Origin of the sequence: Vibrio lamellibrachiae, assembly GCF_050337265.1 — a bacterium.
GTDB lineage: Bacteria > Pseudomonadota > Gammaproteobacteria > Enterobacterales > Vibrionaceae > Vibrio > Vibrio kyushuensis.
Genome location: NZ_JAKJSU010000005.1, coordinates 462,558 through 480,154, shown reverse-complemented (window position 1 = coordinate 480,154; position 17,597 = coordinate 462,558). Strand labels below are relative to the sequence as shown.

The following is a 17,597-nucleotide window of genomic DNA, read 5'->3' as shown; positions in this document are numbered from 1 at the left end:
CACAGTGTAATATTTATATAGCCATACTCTCAGTGAGTATGGCTATTTTTACTTAACGTATATCCATGCTGTTTAAGTGAGTATCCAGCCCTGCATTTCGAGGATCAAACTGAAGCGTTTGAGTCGGGAATGCAATGTCAGCCTCATGTTTATGGACGATAGCCAATATCTGCATTAACACGTTCTGTTTCACTTCATGGTAACGAATCCAATTGACCGTTTTGGTAAATGTATACACCATTAAATCGAGTGAAGATGGACCAAACGCATTAAAGTTAACAATTAATGTTTGTTGATTATCAATATCAGGATGGTTTTGAAGCATTGATTTTATCTCAGCGACAATGAGTTCCAAGCTTTTGCTGTCTTTGTATCGAATACCAATATCTTCTTTGATGCGTCGGTTGAGCATTCGAGACGGATTTTCAACCACGATGCTGCTGAATACGGAATTTGGAACATAAAGAGGGCGTTTATCAAAAGTTCGAATTATCGTCATTCTCCAACCAATACGCTCTACCGTTCCTTCAATTTGACGATCTGGAGAGCGAACCCAATCACCTACTTTAAATGGGCGATCAAAGTAAATCATCATCCCACCGAAAAAGTTCGATAGTAAGTCTTTGGCTGCTAGACCAACAATCAAGCCACCTACACCACCAAACGTCAAAAGACCAGATAAGCTCAAGCCGAAGGCTTGCATGGTCGTAAGTAGTCCTATGGTGACAAAAAATAGTCGAGCTACCTTTGCGATTGCTTGAACAGTCGTTTCATCGCGTTTCTTTTGACTTAAAACATAATGTTCAACGTTGTGTATGAATCGTAATGTAATCCAAACAAAAATACTGATGACCAAAATGAGCTTTAACGTATTCAGCCAATTTAGCTGACTATTAAAGTGATCTTGCAGTAAAACACCAAGTGAAATGGTCGCGGGCCAACACCAAATTAGGGTGCTAATCGGTGTTTTTAGTGCACTTAGAGTTAAATTATCCCACTGGAAAGAAGTTTTTTCTGTGAGTGCTTCTAAACGAGTATACGAGATACGCCACGCTACCCACGCCACCAAACTAGCAGCAGTAATAAAGTAAATACTGTTTCCTTCACTTTGCAGTAATGCTTGAGTAAAGATCTGAATTTGAGTCAGGAATCCATCCATAGGAATATTCTATATTGGTAAATAACGGTATTAATTATAAAACGTTCTCAAGGTTTTAAAAATCAAACAATTAACATAAAGAGAAATTAGTGTGATTGTTTAGAAGGGAGGAGGGAAAAAGAGAGGTTTCATGTGAATGAGACTGAATAATGCTGAAAATATGTTTCAAATTCACATTTTAGTTAATAGTTATATTGATCACACAGATATGGAGTTGGGCTATTTTTTGCTATTAAAGTGCTCAGATAGCGCGGCTCGCCGATTTTTACCGACCCCCGCACTATCACTATCGACGGTATGCTCATAGCCTTGTTTGATAAATCGCTTTATTGGGCCGCTTGGGTGAACACGTTTAATTTGTGGGGAATTAGGCGTTCCAGACAGTTGATAGATGAACTCACCTTGACCAGTATTGAGGTTGATTTCTTTACCGTCAAAATTAAATGTAGTGGTAATCAATCGTTTGTTGCGAAAAACGCCGTCAGCGGAGAGCGTGAGAATGTCTGTATCGTATTTAGGTGAGCCAATCTCTATCCAGCTGCCATAGACATGTTCGGGATTCACGTACTCTTGGTAGCTAAAATAGGTTAGCGAACCAAACGAAATGCCCAGAATTGTTAAGACTGTAAATAGGGCACTTCTAATGAACTGCTCTCTTGTCATCATGGACTTATGTTTTTGTTTTGGGGATGTTTTTGCTGGACGTTTCCCGCGGACCACAGCCATTAGTTTTCCTATAAATATATTTGATTGAAAAGTTAGGTTGTACTATCTGTGAGGCTCAATCAAACGGTGGATGAAAAAGTATGATCTTTAGCCCAAATGAACTAGTTAAATGATAGGTCTAAAGTTAAGTTTTGTCTGAAGACATTAGCACAGGTTATCAGTTTGCAACGACGTGAACAGCATAAGAATCTGATTGTTGTATTAAAACTCTCTTGAGATTAATTTCGTTTTTGGTTAAAACATTAATCTAAGCAGTTAAAGGCGGTATGCCTTTATGGTATTGAATGATTATAGGGAAGTAACAATGAATACAGATACGCAAATAAACGTAAATGAGTATTTTGAAGGAAACGTTAAGTCATTGGGTTTTTCTCAACAAGAAGCTCAAAGCAGTGTTGGTGTAATGGCAGTAGGCAGCTATACGTTTGGTACAGCAGCAGCAGAAAAAATGACGGTTGTTAAGGGGGGATTGACAATTAAACGTGTTGACGACAACGATTGGGTCACGTTTTCTGATGGTGAGTCATTTGACGTCATTGCTGATTCGTCGTTTGATGTAAAAGTGTCAGTGCCAACTGCCTACCTATGTGAGTATTTATAGCTTATGTTTAGATGCCCAAAGAACAGATCTGTTCTTTGGGTTACTCCGCATAGAGCATAGTCATGAATAATCTGGTCATGGATAATAGTTCGACTTGGCGAGAAATTTGCTAGGTATCAAGGATTACCTGTTGAAAACATGAGCTAATTAACGTTGTTTAAAGCAGAGTTTACTACACTATAAGTAACGCATGTAAATATAGGACAGTTGTTAAGGAGGAGATTATGGCTGTTGTACCTAAGCATTCAGACGCTCAACGTTACGATCCAAGCAAAGAGCTAACGACTGAGCAACGACACCGATTTACTGATGTTGCGAACAAAGCTCAGCTGCGCAGAGACCAATACGAAAAAAATCCCACTATTATTTCTGCTGCACGAGCCGCCGCTATAAAACCTGTGATTCAACCTAAGAAAGGCAAACCGAATAATGCTAGATATATAATCTGGCTAATTGTGCTCGCTGCCGTCAGCTTGTGGGCAATGTACATGGCGGGTTAAGTGTACGGCACGCTAGTTTTTTTTAGCGGTGTTATGTTACTTTGGTCATCAGTTTCTTGTTGTACTTTTTCTTTAGTAATATCATCATGATAATAGCAATACTGGTTCTTGCCTCGGTGTTTAGCTGAGTACATAGCTTTATCGGCACATCGTGTTAGCTCTTGTAAGCTTGTTGCATCTGTCGGGTATATCGCGGCTCCAACACTGACCGTTAAAGTGTTTATACGCTGTTCAGTTTTGTAATTATCAGTAAAGATCTGACAGACCCTCTCTAGTATTCCGTTTAAATCCTTGCGCGATTTTACGTCATATAGCAGAACAACAAACTCGTCTCCAGCAAAGCGAGCTATTGAGTAATCATATTTATTTGTTCGACGATCCTTAGTTCTAATGTTGTTTTTCAAACGTCCTGCGAAGTGTTGTAGTACCCGGTCTCCGACATCGTGACCATAGTTGTCGTTAATCTCTTTAAAGTTATCAATATCGATAAATATAAGTGCAGTTAGTGTTCCAGCGCTTTGTGTATCTCTTAACTTATCTACTGCCCAGTTCTCAAAGCTCCACCGATTGGCAAGCCCAGTGAGTTGATCCATGTAAGCGAGATCTTCGATCCCCTCCTTGTAGAGGCTCTGGATGTAATTGACCGCTTTTGCGTAGTAATAAGATGAAACATTACAGATCAATAAAAGGGTAAACAGGCTAAGTAACAATCGATCAGTAGAGAAGTCAGTTGGAACGATGACGCTCTCAGGGAACAAGACAGAAAAGAGTACGATAAAGAAGAAAGAGCAACTAAATAGAAGACCTACTTTAAATTCATTGATGAAAGTAATAGAAGCAATTATTGGGAACAACCATAAAATACGGTTTGCTATGCTCTCACCGTAAAGGAGAAGCACTAAAGCTTGTAGCAGCAGGACGCCACTTAGAATTATCTCAGAGTAATTAGACTGTGGGTGCTTTAATAAATATGAGACATTAATAATGACAATAGATAAACAGCCAAGATTAAATAAACCAAAAAAGTAGTGGCTGTTACTCAATTGTTCTATGGCGTAGTAAAACAGGAGTAAAGCAACGATTAGAGAAGAAATGAGCACGATTCTTCTCTTTCGAGATGTACGCATATTGGCCATTTCTTCTAAATGTCGTCCTACCAGCTGTGGCATTTTTTTCACTTATTCAAATTTCACAATCACTCGATTAAAGTCTAGGTGAAAAAAATTAGTTTGAAGCAAGTCTACGAATTTTGAATGTGACAGCTATCACGTATCAGATGTTTTTATGTAATCTTCTACTTTTATTTGCCTTGTGAATCTATTTGCTTGTTAGGCCAAAAGGAATATTGGTAAATACTCTAGGGTGCTTACTTACGTATGGAGCAGCATTTGGTGATTGCCAATCAAGTAACATAATCGCGAGTACATTTCGATGTTCCCCGTAACTTAAATCAAAGTCCCCTTTAATTGAGGGAATCATTCCCTTCTCTTCAACAATGGAACCCTGAATAGCTTGACGTGTTTTCTCTACGACAGGATCGTCTTCCAATCCAGCTAGTAAAAAGGCGATGCCTACCTCAGCAATGATGTCTTCTTTGGTTCGAAGCAAGATAGTATCGATGTTTTCACGGAAGTAATCATAGACCCACTGATGATCTTTTTCTTGGATGGGCCTTTGATAGTATTGTGAGTCTGCAAAAATGATGTGTGTCATACCGTAAATTTTATTACCGTATTGTTGTGGTGATAATGCTTTATCTTTTTCATCAGGATAAACGGATTTGAATGTATCGGTAAATTTTTCTACGACATCTTGCTCATTTAACTGTCTTAACCAATAGACTTGATTGGCGAGTTGGGCTGCCCATGCTTTGATCATCTCTGGGTTGGTGACAAAGGGTTCAAAATCGTAGCGTCGTAATACCTGTCTAAGCTTTTCATCTTTTTTATGTTTTAAACCATATTCATTAGCACGAGCCATTGAGCCTAATAAATCGACGCCCAGATAAAGGTATTCAGGGTGATGGACAGTTGTCGTATAGCGACGAACGCTACGTTCATCTGTTTGCCCTTTGTATCCAGATAATCGCTTTTCTGAGTAGACCAAAATGTCTTCGGCTGTATTTACTTCTGATGAAAATTGGTTCAATCGGCTTGCCACTCTCGCCATATCACTCCATATAGCGGCTTCATATTTTTTGTCTAATGTTTGACGGTACATTCGTAAGCCATAATGCCCCTCTTTAAACGCTGGAAGAGTATAGAGTTGGCTCTCATAGGTTTGCTTAATTAAGTTTGCTGAAGATTGATAGCTAACTGTGTTATCACTGGAAATACCTTCAACAACATTGACATCACTCACCGCAGCGTAATTCACTGACGAATCCGCAGCGAATTCGGTGTTTGCTGCCCTAACCGAAAGAGAACTTGCAAGAAGTGTTATCGCTAGGGTAACTAGGTTGAATTGCTTGGTGTTGCGCATGGTGAACCTTTCCTTTGGTGATGTATAACTTCAACTTATCAGTGGTTTTAATTGTCACTGTGAGCTTAATGTCAGAGTTTAGCTTGAAATGATAATCAGTGAGGCAGGTCTAATGAAACTGCATCAATCGCCGAAGAATACTACTGACGACTTTGTCATTAATGTAGATGAAATCTACGCAAATTGAGATTCGAGAGCTATCCTAAAGAAGCGCGTTTGTTAAGTGAATAATGATGGAAAGGGCAGAGGATATTGCTCCTAGTTTGGTCATCATTGCGAGTATGACTTGAGGTATTAATGAAGTCTACAGAGCACAATCGTTTTTACATAAGCACGATATTTTTCCTCTATATTGTCTCAGCCATTGCATCCATAGAGTGGATCAATCGGGGCCAGGTTGACTATTTACGCAGTGAGCATTTATCACGAGCAAAGGAGGAGTTGTTAATTGTTCGGGCTCAGCTTGAAGCGGCTATTGTGTCTGACGCATATGTTGCTAAAAGCCTATCTGCTTTGGTTACCGTTAATCCCAATATTGAAATAGAAAATTTGAAAGATATTGCTAGCTATGTTTTGCGTGAAGGGAAGCATATTCAAGTTATTGCCCTTGCTCCGGATGATGTTGTTCGTTTGGTTTACCCTGAAACGGGAAACGAAAACATAATTAATCTTGATTATAGAGACATACCTGAACAGTGGACTTCGGTAAAAAAGGCTCGTGAGATCCAGCAGGTATTTATTTCAGGTCCAGTCGATCTGATACGAGACGGGCAGGGGGTTATAGTCCGAGTTCCTATTTTTACGGACCCTCCTTACAATACGAATTACTGGGGGTGCAGTAGTGTACTCATTGATCTTGATTCTCTATTTCATGAGGTTGGTGTTGACTCATTGAATTATAAGTACAACCTAGCCATCCGAGGTGTGGATAGCAAGGGTCTCGATGGTGAGATCATTTTTGGGTCTTCAGACGTTTTTAATCAGGCATTTGAAATTCAAACAGTGTACTTCCCTTATGGGAGCTGGGTGTTAGCTGCTTCAGTTCGTGAGAATATATTAGCTCAAACCCCTTGGTATCGCGTCAACATCGCTCGTCTACTCGGGTATCCTATTACTCTGCTCTTAATGCTTTCATTCTTCGTAATCTATCGCCAATACATTAATGCTTATAATCGTTCGCTTCATGATGAACTGACTTCTTTACCAAATAGACGCTACTTTATGTACACGTTAAAAAGCTTATTTCTAGATTGCTCACAAGAAGATTGCGTCGACGCTTTTGCTGTTTTGAATATTGATTTAGACAAATTTAAAATGATTAATGATCATTACGGACACGCTGCTGGTGATAAGGTTCTTGTTGCCTGTGCTGAAAGGCTAAAAAGTGTTTTGCGCTCATCTGACTTAGTTGCGCGAGTTGGGGGTGATGAGTTTCTGGTTCTTTTAACCCGAATTTCAAATACAAACGATGTAGATGTGGTCAATATTGAGCTGCAAAAAGCACTTTGCCAAACGCCTGTGATTTATGGGAAGCATCTAATTAATATTAATGTAAGTATTGGCTATGTACTGTACCTTCATGACTATCCAGATATAGATAGTATTTTAAAAGTGGCTGATGAAAGAATGTATCAGCAAAAAAGTCGTCAACTTGAGAGCTAACTCTAATCTGATTTTCGTCTATTTTGAGATGAATATGGATGCAATCAATGTCTAATATGCGATGATTTTCTGATACTCAATGCAGTGGATGAGGACTCCTTTTAATCTGGTGTAATTGGTATGAGTACGAGTTTTAACAAACCCGTTATTTGTTAGAACTCGTTGTGAAGCAATGTTATCAGTAGCGGCTAATGCGATTAAGGACTCAAGCTGAAAATAACCTTTACACAACTCAATCACCTTTCGTGAAGCGGTGGTTGCTACTCCATTTCCTATCGCATTTTTTGCGATTCTATAACCAAGGTGCGCAGTACGTTCATCTAGGTCGATACTGTGTAGATTGATTCGACCAATGATGTGACCAATATCGTCCTTAATTAGCATAGGTAACATCTCATCTCTTTCATGAAGGTCTAAGCACTCACTAATATGTTGAGTCATACCTGATTCCGTATAAAAGCCAGTTTCGCGAGGTGGAACATAGGATTCAAACCAAGACTGATTAACTCTTTCAAATTCGAGTAATGATTGATCATCTTGATGAGAGAGTAATTCTAAGTTGAGCAGCACTTAAGGATCTCGAAAGGATAAACTTCATAAAACTGTAGCACGATTTGCTAATAGTGCGGTTAGCTAGAAAACGAATGAGTTGTAAATATTCTTAATTTGCGTTCGCATTTTGCAATTGACTTGCATCTTGCAATCGCCTTATGCATTGCGTTTGCATGAAACTGGTCGTTAATTCATCGGTTTGTATGCATTTAGCACAAAATAAAAGTTGGCACACTAACTGCATTATCTATATTGACCCTTCTTAAGCCGAGGGTCACCTAGCCAACTGACGTTGTTAGTGAACCCAATTTTGTTCACAGATATATATAGCCAATCCCCACATATTTTGGGATTGGCTTTTTTCTTTTTGGGTGACTACTCTTCTTAGCACAACACTGCTTGGATATCCTTAAACCCTAACCTTCACATTTACTATAACAACTTGGTTTACGTGGGCATACTGCACCGCGAGAGCAAATTACTCGAGCGTCTGATTCAATTCCCCTTTCAATCCAATTAATATTCAAGATTTTGGCGATGGTTGTGAACTCTTTCTTAATGTAATTTGGTATAGCGGCACTACCACCGTTTGACACACATAACGACTTCAGATCTTCCGCAATTGAGCGAGCGTCACCGCCTTGCGCATCAATGGCCGGGTTAAGATCAATACCAGCGCAGAGTACTCGATTATTTCCTGCTGGATCGGTCATATTCACTGACTCACAGCAATAGATTCTTGGCTCATCTCCAACATTTAGAATCGAAATCTGTGCGGAGCTGTGGTCTTTTGGTTCTGATAGTCGTCTAAAGACTGCCCAGTGCTGGCAAGGATCATTCACTTTCCGCATATTTCCCCACGGAAGCGGAATGCCATTTCCTCGATACACTGCTTTAAGTTTGTTTTGCCCATAGGCATCAAAGTAATGCCAGTGAGGGTATGGAGAAACAACGGTCATACGACGCATTGCAACAGAAGGGGATACCCCTGCTTTCTGGTGAACATCGATCTCATAGCCACTGCGGTCAAGGAGCTGTCTAAAGGGTACTTTCGGGCATAGTAACGCACCAGCAAAGAAGCTAGATTCGAAATCCCGCCACGCTTGTAAGATATCCTGTGAATTTAGCTCAGAGGTGGTAGGGCTAGAGGCGTCTTCCCAAGTGTTGGTATGGCCAACCGATAGAACGCTTTTTAGCCCCTCTTTACGATGTAAAATACAGTGACCGATGTACACCGCCAAATCATATTTTAGTCGTGTAGGGTAATCTCTTAATATTTCGTTGAGATAGATAGTGCTCGGTGATTCAAAAAATGACGTGACTAACTGTTTCGCACTGACACCGAGTTCATCAACGACATCCTGCGGTGTCCGTTTGATCCATCGAACCCTTACCCCTAAGCTTTTAGCGATATCCATAAGATCTTCGATGGCGAGGTTCAGCCTCTTAAGCCCAACTTCTTCGGCAGCTCGTTCTAAATGAGGGAAATGGTTCTGATTGCTTTCCTGATGAGCTCGAATGAGAAGATGAGCGAATTGACGGCCAGTAATGCCCGTCTGAGAGAGCATTTCCGGAATAGCAATCTGCAAAATATCATTAGAGAACAGAAAACTGGGCTCGAGCGCCATGCCGCTAATGCCCCCCCGATTCCCTTTATCTGGTGTGATAGCACTTTGTTCTGGTTCGTCATCAAGAAACCATCGCGGATCTTTTTGAAAAACTTCTGCGACAACTTCTAACATATCGACGCTAGGAACACGTTTTCCACGCTCTATCATCGAGAGGTAAGAAACCGAAGGCGCGTACTCAGGATTAACACGGATACATCTCGCAGAGAGATCTTCCATCGTTAAGTGATTGCGTTTTCTCAGGTTTCTAATCTTAGTACCTAAGAAATGGGACTGGCGAACTAAGCTTTTTGATAGAGACATTTTGTAAAATTCACATTGTAAAATTTTTGTTGTGAAATTGTAGTCAAAAATTAGCTAATCTTCCAAGTAAGCAAAGTCACATATTTACAGAGAAACGAAAGTAAATTTTGAATATTTGCTCTAAATGAGATTTTACACAGTAGTAGCTATCTATTTTGCAGGAGCGATCCAATTCAGTAGTAGCAATCTATTTCAAGAGTGCAGAAATTGTTACCGAACTTAATTGGATAAACAGAGGGAAAGACTATGAATATGCTTAGATTCGATAAAAAAGAGATGAACACAAACAATAAACCATTTATCGCTGAAGCCGTCTTTGCCGTCGAGACTATCAGTGCGAAACAACAGAGTGAAAAACAAACTAAATCAAAGCAGCTGCTTGATAGTCTTTTTCCCCTACAAAATGGCTCTCATCAAGACGTAACCGCTTATATGATTGATTACAGACATATGGTTGCTTACTTCAAAGATGGTACACACAGTGGCTTACAGAGCAATAAACACTTTGTTGCCTACACAGGAGAGAAAGAAGATCCATGTTCAATTCTTTTAAAAGATGGTAATGGCAGCCATGTGGAAGTGATATTTGGTTGTCATAAAGGGACAGGGTGCGTTGAGCTGGTGGAAATAGATGATATTGAATTAGAGACCTGTACAACGTTTACTCAAGAAATGGTAGCGATGCGCCACTGGATTAGCTTGGTTCAAGGTGATGAGAAAGGGAAACCAAGAGCGTGTAGCGAAGACAAAGAGTTTAAAGCAAAAAGTGGCGAGGACTACACCTTAGAATATTGCTATAATATTTAGCTAAGCCTTTGTTTAAATATTAAAAATATTTGTTAATAAACGCTCACTTATCAGTGGGCGTTTTTGTGTGAGTAAGGGAAGCGAGTGAAACCTGTTAGCAAAAAGAACGGAGAGATCTGTTACCCATTTATCTATGAAGATAGCCCCATTTGCGACTTCGAGATCATCTCTGATGAGTTATGTAGTCGTATTGGCTTAGTGTTAACGCTTGATTTAGATGATGTTAGCCGTGACGTTTTACAGCGTTTGCAGCCGAATGTTTATCATCTCAATGGATCGGTTCGTGGAAAGCTAGCGATCACAGAAGATGAACTTGAAGAGTTGTATCGGGATTATGACCTTTTGCGTTCACTGTTAGATGGTGGCTTCAAAGGCTTCGTTCTTCCTGGTGGTCATAAAATAGCGGGTGAACTTCACTTGTGTCGGACCAATGCGAAGAAAGTGGTTCGAGCTCTTGTGGCGATAGAACATGCTGGTAAGAAAAGCCCTGCACCTATTCTGTTTCGTTACGCAAACTTGATTGCGAACGTAATGTATACATTAGCTTCTTATACTAATTTCATTACTGACACTCAAGAAGTCGAGTTTGTTAGTAAAAGCTATTCGATGCCTAAGTAGAAGGTAGATTAAGTAGCTAGTGTGCCAGTAAATAATGCTTCAGCTACTTACATTTTAGAAAGCAAAAACCCCTAGCAACCTCATTTACTTAATTAGTAAACAGAGTATTCCTAGGGGTTACATTGAGTTATTGAATTGTAATCAGTCAAAGATAGATATATATCTACTTAAGCATTCAGTTCAACACCCGCTTCTTGGTGTAAACGACGACACGCTCTGCCATCACTATGGAATAGATGACAACGATGAGCTGGAATACCTATCTCTAATTTGTCACCGACTTCAACTGGAAGTGTATCTGGTTGACGATAGTTAACATCAGCATCTGCGCCTTCCAAATTAAGATAAACTTGAGTTTCGTTACCTAATTTTTCAACGATCATTACTTCACCTTCGATGGTCGCATCACCGTCAGTTGCAGCAAGAAGATGCTCAGGACGGACACCCATTGACATGCGGTCACCTCGGTTAACCGTTGTACCATCAACTGGAATCCAGAAAGACATGCCGTTGGAAAGTTGTACTTTGACACGCTCGGCTTCAACTTCGTCAATAAAGACGCTCATGAAGTTCATCTTTGGAGAGCCAATGAAGCCCGCAACAAAGCGGTTCTGTGGGTAATGGTATAGCTCTAGAGGCTTACCGACCTGAGAGACAAAGCCATCATCTAATACCACAATTTTATCAGCCATAGTCATCGCTTCAACTTGATCGTGAGTTACGTAGATCATGGTGCAACCGAGTTTGCGTTGTAACTTGGTAATTTCAGAGCGCATCTGTACTCGAAGTGCGGCATCCAAGTTTGAAAGTGGTTCATCCAGTAAAAAGACATTTGGTTGAGAAACAAGAGTTCGACCAATGGCAACACGCTGACGCTGACCACCAGAGAGAGCTTTAGGCTGACGTTCAAGAAGATGAGTAAGCTGTAAAATATCGGCAGCGTGAGCAACACGCTTGTTGACTTCTTCTTTATCTGCTTTGGCTAGCTTTAGACCAAACGACATATTGTCAAATAGGTTTAAGTGAGGATATAGCGCGTAAGATTGAAACACCATACCAACACCACGTTTGGATGGTTCAATGTCGTTCATTCGCTCATTACCAATGTACAGATCACCAGAAGTGATGTCTTCTAGTCCGGCAATACAACGAAGAAGAGTTGACTTACCGCAACCAGATGGACCGACGAATACAACAAATTCGCCTTCGTGTATCTCTAGATCAACATTTTTAGAAATCAAAACGTCGCCATACGCTTTACTAACATTTTTTAACGTGACATTCGTCATCTAGCTCGTCCTCAATCAATCATATTTATTCGTTACTGCCTAGTCATGTAGGAATATTGGCAGTAATTATTGTAATTTGTTGGATGGAATACTTAACCGTCTGATTCCATTACCTTGAAGCCTATGTACCTTGAAGTAAAGTCGGCATTAGGGCAAGAAAAAGGGGTGAGAGCACTTCTTTATTGAATCGAAGCATACTAACACCCATCAAAGCCAATATTTGGTTTCCATCCCCCGTTAATATTTGATGTTTCCCCCAAATTATTCATCAATTGCTATTGCTAGTTCTCAGCAAGTAGAGCAAGAGATAAACATAGAAAACAAAACGCAAACATCTTTTTAATAACTGGAAACCAAATCGGCATTGTAAACCAGAGCTATATTCCGCCATTAACCTTGAGGTAAATATCGCATTAGTCTCTGGAAAGGGTTCCTACCATCCACTCTTGGATGATTTAAGTGTCGTATTTAATGCCAATTGATACATCCTCCTAGGTGAAAATTGTCTAGGGGGAGTAGAAAAGGAGGAGGCTGAAGGGGAGGAGAAACCTATAGAGCGATCAAGCTCAAAGAAATATGCCACTCATGAGTGAGAACTGTCACATAAAGTGCCTATTTTGTGACGGCGTACGACATAGTGAAATGCTAAGGATCACGAAAATGCGCCATAATAGCAAGGGCGTAGGGAGTAGGAGGATGAGCTAGCTTGGTTTTTCTAACATTATGTATGTCGAAATACGGCAAACCTCTTGGTAAGCCCTACAACACAAAAATAAAAAGGATATAGACATGAAAAATGCCCTAAGCACTGTAGCGCTAAGTACATTAGTTGCTCTTGGCTCTTTTGGTGCAAACGCTGCTATCGATGAAGGTCAACTTACTATCTGGATTAACGGCGATAAAGGTTATAACGGACTTGCTGAAGTAGGTAAGATGTTTGAAGAAGAGACGGGCATTAAAGTGACCGTTGCTCACCCAGATGGTTTGCAAGACCGCTTTCCTCAAGTAGCTGCAACAGGCGATGGCCCTGATATCGTGTTTTGGGCACATGACCGATTTGGTGGTTATGCGGAATCTGGTCTATTGACAGAAGTTAACCCTTCAAAAGAAATTAAAGACGGCATCGTTGATTTTGCATGGGATGCGGTTAAATACAACGGTAAGCTCATTGGTTACCCAGTAGCAATTGAATCACTTTCTCTTATCTACAATAAAGATTTAGTACCAAACCCACCAAAAACATGGGAAGAAGTTGAAGCGCTTAACGCTAAATTAGCGAAAGATGGCAAAACTGCGATCATGTGGAACCTAAAAGAACCATACTTCACATGGCCTCTAATGGCTGCTGATGGTGGTTATGCATTTAAATACGGCGCTGAAGGCTACAACGTAAAAGATGCAGGTATTGCTGTTGATGGCGTGAAAGACTCCATGAATTTTGTAAAAGGTCTAGTCGATAAAGGTGTTATCTCACCAGATATGGACTACTCAGTTTCAGAGTCTGCCTTTAACCAAGGTAAAACTGCAATGACGATTAATGGCCCTTGGGCTTGGGGTAACATTGAAACATCAGGCATTAACTACGGTGTTACAACGCTACCTAAATTTAACGGTCAGTCTTCTAAGCCATTCGTTGGCGTACTAACTGCAGGTATCAGCACGGCTTCACCAAATAAAGATTTAGCGGTTGAGTTTATCGAGAACTACCTACTGACTAACGATGGTCTACGTAAAGTTAACGATGATAAGCCACTAGGCGCCGTTGCACTAAATTCATTCCAACGCGAACTTGATTCGGACAAACGTATTGCAGCGACAATGGACAATGCAATGAATGGCGAAATTATGCCAAACATCCCACAAATGAACGGATTCTGGGAAGGCGCGAAGAACGCAATCATCAATATTGTTGATGGTCGTCAAACTGTTGATGAAGCATTAGCAGATGCTGAAAAGCAGATGACACGATAACAAGCAACACCATTTTAAGGAGAGGGTAACCTCTCCTTCTTTTCTATTTTTATATCTATATCTATCGTTAGTAGGTTCCTCTATGCAGTCAGTTCAAGGTACAGATGCTATGACATCAGCAACAACGAATTTGCCGACAAGCAAGAGTGTATTCATCAAATGGGCACTTTTAGGTTCACTCGGTCTCGTTAATGGTTATGCCACCATTTTAATGTACTCTCGTGGTGAAACCGCGTTCGCACTTTTAACCGTCATTCTCACAGCATTAGCACTGTATATTTTTGGTAGCAAAAAAACTTACGCTCATCGCTATATCTACCCAGGCATTGCTGGGATGATACTCTTTATTATCTTCCCTTTGGTGTACACCGTAGGGCTCGCGTTTACTAACTACAGCGCAAAAAACCAACTCTCTTTTGATCGCGCCCAAAGTGTTCTATTAGATAGAACTTATCAAAGTGGAGAGAGCTATCCATTTACTCTATATAGCACCGATAATGGTCACCGAATTGCGATAAAAAAAGGTGAGCAGCTATTAGCAACCGATAGTTTTGATCTTGCAACTCTCTCGATCACTGATATGGATTTGTCTGTCGTTGATTCAGTGACTGGTGACAAAGAAAAAATCAAAACCATTATTCAAAATCGAAGCAAGCTTAATGGAGTCGATTTACACCTACCAACGGGTGAAGATATCCGCATGAGCGGGCTGAGAAAGTTTGCCGCTGTTGTTCCTGTTTATACTCTGCAAGAAGATGGTGAATCATTATTAAATAATGAAACGGGCGACATACTTCGCGCTAATATGGAAGTCGGTTTCTATCAACCGGTTGACGAAGCAGGAGAGTTTACAGGCTCAACCGTATCACCAGGGTTTATCGTAGGCATTGGCACACACAACTTCGAACGAGTTTGGAAAGATGATGGAATTAAAGAACCATTTATCAGCATTTTTATCTGGACGGTTCTGTTTTCGGTAGTTTCGGTCATTGCAACCCTAGTCATTGGTTTGGTTCTCGCGAGTATTGTTCAGTGGGAAGCCCTAAAGGGACGCGCAATTTATCGCGTGCTTCTTATCTTGCCTTACGCTGTACCTGCGTTTATCTCTATCTTGATCTTTAAAGGATTGTTTAACCAAAGCTTTGGTGAGATCAATATGGTCTTACAGTCGATATTTGGTATCAGCCCTGCGTGGTTCTCTGACCCATTCTTAGCGAAATCGATGGTGCTGATTGTGAATACGTGGTTAGGCTTTCCATACATGATGATTCTATGTATGGGACTACTTAAGGCGATTCCAGAAGATCTTTATGAAGCGTCGGCGATTGATGGCGCGAATTTTATTCATAACTTCACCAAAGTAACGCTGCCGTTGATGATTAAACCATTAACACCGCTTCTAATTGCAGCTTTCGCGTTTAACTTCAATAACTTTGTAATGATTCAGCTGTTAACTCAAGGTGGTCCAAACATGATTGGCACTTCTGAGCCAGCAGGTTACACCGATCTATTAGTGAGCTACACCTACCGAATCGCATTTGAAGGCGCTGGTGGCCAAGATTTCGGCTTAGCAAGTGCAATCGCAACGTTGATTTTCCTACTTGTTGGTGGACTCGCACTACTCAACTTACGCTTTACTAAGCTATCTCAAGATTAAGGATATTTATAATGGCAATGGTACAAGGTAAATCCTTAAAATATCGTGTTTGGGCGACGCATATCGCACTGTGGCTATTCTTAGCGATGATCATATTTCCACTCTTAATGGTGATTGCAATTTCGTTCCGTGAAGGCAACTTCGCAACGGGTAGCTTGATCCCTGAGAATCCATCGCTTGAACATTGGAAGTTAGCGTTAGGCTTTACTGTTACTCATGAAGATGGGTCAGTAACACCACCGCCGTTTCCTGTTTTAACGTGGTTATGGAACTCTATCAAAGTGGCGGGAATCACCTCTATTCTAATAGTGGCGCTTTCGACTACATCGGCCTACGCATTTGCGAGAATGCGTTTCAAAGGCAAGAACACCATCTTGAAAGCGATGATGATCTTCCAAATGTTCCCTGCGGTACTGGCATTGGTGGCGATTTATGCGTTGTTTGACAAGCTTGGGCAATACATCCCATTCCTTGGCTTAAATACTCACGGTGGTTTGATCTTCTCTTACTTAGGCGGCATTGCGTTGCATGTGTGGACCATTAAAGGCTACTTTGAGTCGATTGATAATTCGCTAGAAGAAGCGGCGGCACTCGATGGCGCAACACCGTGGCAGGCGTTTAGACTGGTATTATTGCCGCTTTCAGTACCAATCCTAGCTGTCGTGTTTATATTGTCGTTTATTATGGTAGTCGGTGAAGTTCCTGTAGCATCTTTGTTACTTTCTGATGTAAACTCGTACACACTAGCGGTTGGAATGCAGCAGTACTTGTACCCTCAGAACTACTTATGGGGTGACTTTGCAGCAGCAGCGGTACTTTCTGCATTACCTATCACTATTGTATTTTTGCTTGCGCAGCGTTGGCTTGTCGGAGGACTTACAGCCGGCGGTGTGAAAGGATAATAATGATAAGGGCGACCCTTACGGATCGCCCATTTGTTCGAAGCTTAACACTTTCAGGTTTGGCCGCCGATCCGTTAAGTCTAAGAGCAGTTCTGGCGTTACGCATAGCTGGCTGTTAGCTTGATTCCTTACTAAAATTTTACTAACAGTTTTTGTAACCAAAACCCGAGCATTGCTTGGGTTTTTTTATATCTAATGCTTGAGTAGGGCTTTAGATACGTAGATTCACTTATACCAAAGTTACTTGGCTAACCAGATCCTAGTTTAATTAGAAAAAGTAAATTAGAGACTAAATGGAACTGTAATTAGAGTGAATGGTAACAACAGGAATGAGTATAGGGTGTTGTAACAAACAGAACAGCCTTCGGATAGGAGCATGCGAGTGATCATCAAAATGAATATGTAATGAAGGGCTGAGTTACATATGAATGTGATTGAGTCGGTATTTCGGGATAATCGATTTAAGTTTACAGCTCCCGGTTGGAAGGAGCACAGCCAAGGTATTGCAAAAGAACGTAGATACTTTCTTGTTTTAAAGCAACTTTTCGAAACAGATCGGCAAAAGTGTCATCACCACCAAAACAGGTTTGAATGTAATGGTTGATCTCAGAATCGTTATAGCCTCCAACGTACATAGTACGGACCCATTGATACTCAACCGCTTTAAGGTTGTTAATTGTGGCTTCACTTAATGTGGTTTTTCCAAGTTTCAAGTAGTTGTCCTTTAAATCGCTAGCTCGA

At 40.7% G+C, this 17,597-nt stretch carries 16 protein-coding genes; 8 read left to right on the top strand and 8 right to left on the bottom strand.

Annotation, left to right across the window (positions count from 1 at the left end):
• Window positions 1–52 precede the first annotated feature (52 nt).
• Both L4C54_RS07730 and L4C54_RS07725 read right to left on the bottom strand, forming a co-directional pair.
• Window positions 53–1,159 (bottom strand): mechanosensitive ion channel family protein, encoded by a 1,107-nt coding sequence (locus tag L4C54_RS07730; protein ID WP_428807710.1) that lies wholly within the window; start codon window positions 1,157–1,159, stop codon window positions 53–55.
• A gap of 219 nt (window positions 1,160–1,378) precedes the next feature.
• Window positions 1,379–1,822 (bottom strand): DUF2850 domain-containing protein, encoded by a 444-nt coding sequence (locus L4C54_RS07725; protein WP_428800731.1) that lies wholly within the window; start codon window positions 1,820–1,822, stop codon window positions 1,379–1,381.
• A 367-nt stretch (window positions 1,823–2,189) separates the two neighbouring features.
• Here L4C54_RS07725 and ppnP point away from each other — a divergent pair, with 367 nt between their 5' ends.
• Together ppnP and L4C54_RS07715 are read left to right on the top strand one after the other, a co-directional pair.
• Window positions 2,190–2,486, top strand: coding sequence for a pyrimidine/purine nucleoside phosphorylase (gene ppnP, locus L4C54_RS07720; protein ID WP_428807709.1), 297 nt, complete (start codon window positions 2,190–2,192; stop codon window positions 2,484–2,486).
• Between the two features lie 224 nt (window positions 2,487–2,710).
• Window positions 2,711–2,986 carry a hypothetical protein gene (locus L4C54_RS07715; RefSeq protein ID WP_428799784.1) on the top strand — a complete coding sequence of 92 codons (276 nt, stop codon included), beginning with the start codon at window positions 2,711–2,713 and terminating at the stop codon, window positions 2,984–2,986.
• Here the strand turns inward: L4C54_RS07715 and L4C54_RS07710 are convergent.
• Both L4C54_RS07710 and L4C54_RS07705 read right to left on the bottom strand, forming a co-directional pair.
• Window positions 2,983–4,155, bottom strand: coding sequence for a diguanylate cyclase (locus L4C54_RS07710; protein WP_428807708.1), 1,173 nt, complete (start codon window positions 4,153–4,155; stop codon window positions 2,983–2,985). The two genes, L4C54_RS07715 and L4C54_RS07710, sit on opposite strands and share 4 nt — an antisense overlap.
• A 148-nt stretch (window positions 4,156–4,303) precedes the next feature.
• Window positions 4,304–5,467 (bottom strand): DUF3541 domain-containing protein, encoded by a 1,164-nt coding sequence (locus tag L4C54_RS07705; RefSeq protein WP_428807707.1) that lies wholly within the window; start codon window positions 5,465–5,467, stop codon window positions 4,304–4,306.
• 297 nt (window positions 5,468–5,764) lie between these two features.
• On the opposite strand from L4C54_RS07705, the gene L4C54_RS07700 reads away from it, so the two are divergent.
• Window positions 5,765–7,129, top strand: a complete 1,365-nt coding sequence (locus L4C54_RS07700; RefSeq protein WP_428807706.1) for a diguanylate cyclase — start codon at window positions 5,765–5,767, stop codon at window positions 7,127–7,129.
• A 51-nt stretch (window positions 7,130–7,180) separates the two neighbouring features.
• Here L4C54_RS07700 and L4C54_RS07695 read toward each other — a convergent pair whose 3' ends face one another.
• On the bottom strand, window positions 7,181–7,699 hold the full coding sequence (locus tag L4C54_RS07695) for a GNAT family N-acetyltransferase (protein ID WP_428807705.1): 519 nt from the start codon (window positions 7,697–7,699) through the stop codon (window positions 7,181–7,183).
• A 398-nt stretch (window positions 7,700–8,097) separates the two neighbouring features.
• Window positions 8,098–9,612 carry a DUF3612 domain-containing protein gene (locus L4C54_RS07690; RefSeq protein WP_428799789.1) on the bottom strand — a complete coding sequence of 505 codons (1,515 nt, stop codon included), beginning with the start codon at window positions 9,610–9,612 and terminating at the stop codon, window positions 8,098–8,100.
• A 246-nt stretch (window positions 9,613–9,858) separates the two neighbouring features.
• Between L4C54_RS07690 and L4C54_RS07685 the strand changes: the two genes are divergently transcribed.
• Entirely contained in the window at window positions 9,859–10,419 is a 561-nt protein-coding gene (locus L4C54_RS07685) for an aldolase/citrate lyase/malate synthase family protein (protein WP_428799790.1), read from the top strand.
• 84 nt (window positions 10,420–10,503) lie between these two features.
• Window positions 10,504–11,037 carry an ATP:cob(I)alamin adenosyltransferase gene (locus tag L4C54_RS07680; RefSeq protein WP_428807704.1) on the top strand — a complete coding sequence of 178 codons (534 nt, stop codon included), beginning with the start codon at window positions 10,504–10,506 and terminating at the stop codon, window positions 11,035–11,037.
• 167 nt (window positions 11,038–11,204) lie between these two features.
• Here L4C54_RS07680 and malK read toward each other — a convergent pair whose 3' ends face one another.
• Complete coding sequence (gene malK / locus L4C54_RS07675) at window positions 11,205–12,326, bottom strand: maltose/maltodextrin ABC transporter ATP-binding protein MalK (protein WP_428799792.1); 1,122 nt, start codon at window positions 12,324–12,326, stop codon at window positions 11,205–11,207.
• A 789-nt stretch (window positions 12,327–13,115) separates the two neighbouring features.
• On the opposite strand from malK, the gene malE reads away from it, so the two are divergent.
• The 3 genes from malE (at window position 13,116) to malG (ending at window position 16,856) form a co-directional block, all read left to right on the top strand.
• The gene (gene malE, locus L4C54_RS07670) at window positions 13,116–14,297 is read left to right on the top strand and encodes a maltose/maltodextrin ABC transporter substrate-binding protein MalE (RefSeq protein WP_428799793.1); all 1,182 of its coding nucleotides are present in this window, start codon (window positions 13,116–13,118) and stop codon (window positions 14,295–14,297) included.
• Between the two features lie 82 nt (window positions 14,298–14,379).
• On the top strand, window positions 14,380–15,954 hold the full coding sequence (gene malF / locus L4C54_RS07665) for a maltose ABC transporter permease MalF (RefSeq protein ID WP_428799794.1): 1,575 nt from the start codon (window positions 14,380–14,382) through the stop codon (window positions 15,952–15,954).
• 11 nt (window positions 15,955–15,965) lie between these two features.
• Window positions 15,966–16,856: a maltose ABC transporter permease MalG gene (gene malG, locus L4C54_RS07660; protein ID WP_428807703.1), complete on the top strand. Its 891-nt coding sequence runs from the start codon at window positions 15,966–15,968 to the stop codon at window positions 16,854–16,856.
• Window positions 16,857–17,323: 467 nt separating this feature from the next.
• Here the strand turns inward: malG and L4C54_RS07655 are convergent, their stop codons facing one another.
• Window positions 17,324–17,569: a hypothetical protein gene (locus L4C54_RS07655; RefSeq protein WP_428799796.1), complete on the bottom strand. Its 246-nt coding sequence runs from the start codon at window positions 17,567–17,569 to the stop codon at window positions 17,324–17,326.
• Between the last annotated feature and the right edge of the window lie 28 nt (window positions 17,570–17,597).

What these genes read in the sequence shown, in the direction of transcription:
- L4C54_RS07730 (WP_428807710.1), bottom strand. Translation starts at nt 1,159, where the DNA reads ATGGATGGATTCCTGACTCAAATTCAGATCTTTACTCAAGCATTACTG.
- L4C54_RS07725 (WP_428800731.1), bottom strand. Translation starts at nt 1,822, where the DNA reads ATGACAAGAGAGCAGTTCATTAGAAGTGCCCTATTTACAGTCTTAACA.
- malG (WP_428807703.1), top strand. Translation starts at nt 15,966, where the DNA reads ATGGCAATGGTACAAGGTAAATCCTTAAAATATCGTGTTTGGGCGACG.
- L4C54_RS07685 (WP_428799790.1), top strand. Translation starts at nt 9,859, where the DNA reads ATGAATATGCTTAGATTCGATAAAAAAGAGATGAACACAAACAATAAA.
- ppnP (WP_428807709.1), top strand. Translation starts at nt 2,190, where the DNA reads ATGAATACAGATACGCAAATAAACGTAAATGAGTATTTTGAAGGAAAC.
- L4C54_RS07710 (WP_428807708.1), bottom strand. Translation starts at nt 4,155, where the DNA reads ATGCCACAGCTGGTAGGACGACATTTAGAAGAAATGGCCAATATGCGT.
- L4C54_RS07715 (WP_428799784.1), top strand. Translation starts at nt 2,711, where the DNA reads ATGGCTGTTGTACCTAAGCATTCAGACGCTCAACGTTACGATCCAAGC.
- L4C54_RS07705 (WP_428807707.1), bottom strand. Translation starts at nt 5,467, where the DNA reads ATGCGCAACACCAAGCAATTCAACCTAGTTACCCTAGCGATAACACTT.
- malK (WP_428799792.1), bottom strand. Translation starts at nt 12,326, where the DNA reads ATGACGAATGTCACGTTAAAAAATGTTAGTAAAGCGTATGGCGACGTT.
- malF (WP_428799794.1), top strand. Translation starts at nt 14,380, where the DNA reads ATGCAGTCAGTTCAAGGTACAGATGCTATGACATCAGCAACAACGAAT.
- malE (WP_428799793.1), top strand. Translation starts at nt 13,116, where the DNA reads ATGAAAAATGCCCTAAGCACTGTAGCGCTAAGTACATTAGTTGCTCTT.
- L4C54_RS07700 (WP_428807706.1), top strand. Translation starts at nt 5,765, where the DNA reads ATGAAGTCTACAGAGCACAATCGTTTTTACATAAGCACGATATTTTTC.
- L4C54_RS07690 (WP_428799789.1), bottom strand. Translation starts at nt 9,612, where the DNA reads ATGTCTCTATCAAAAAGCTTAGTTCGCCAGTCCCATTTCTTAGGTACT.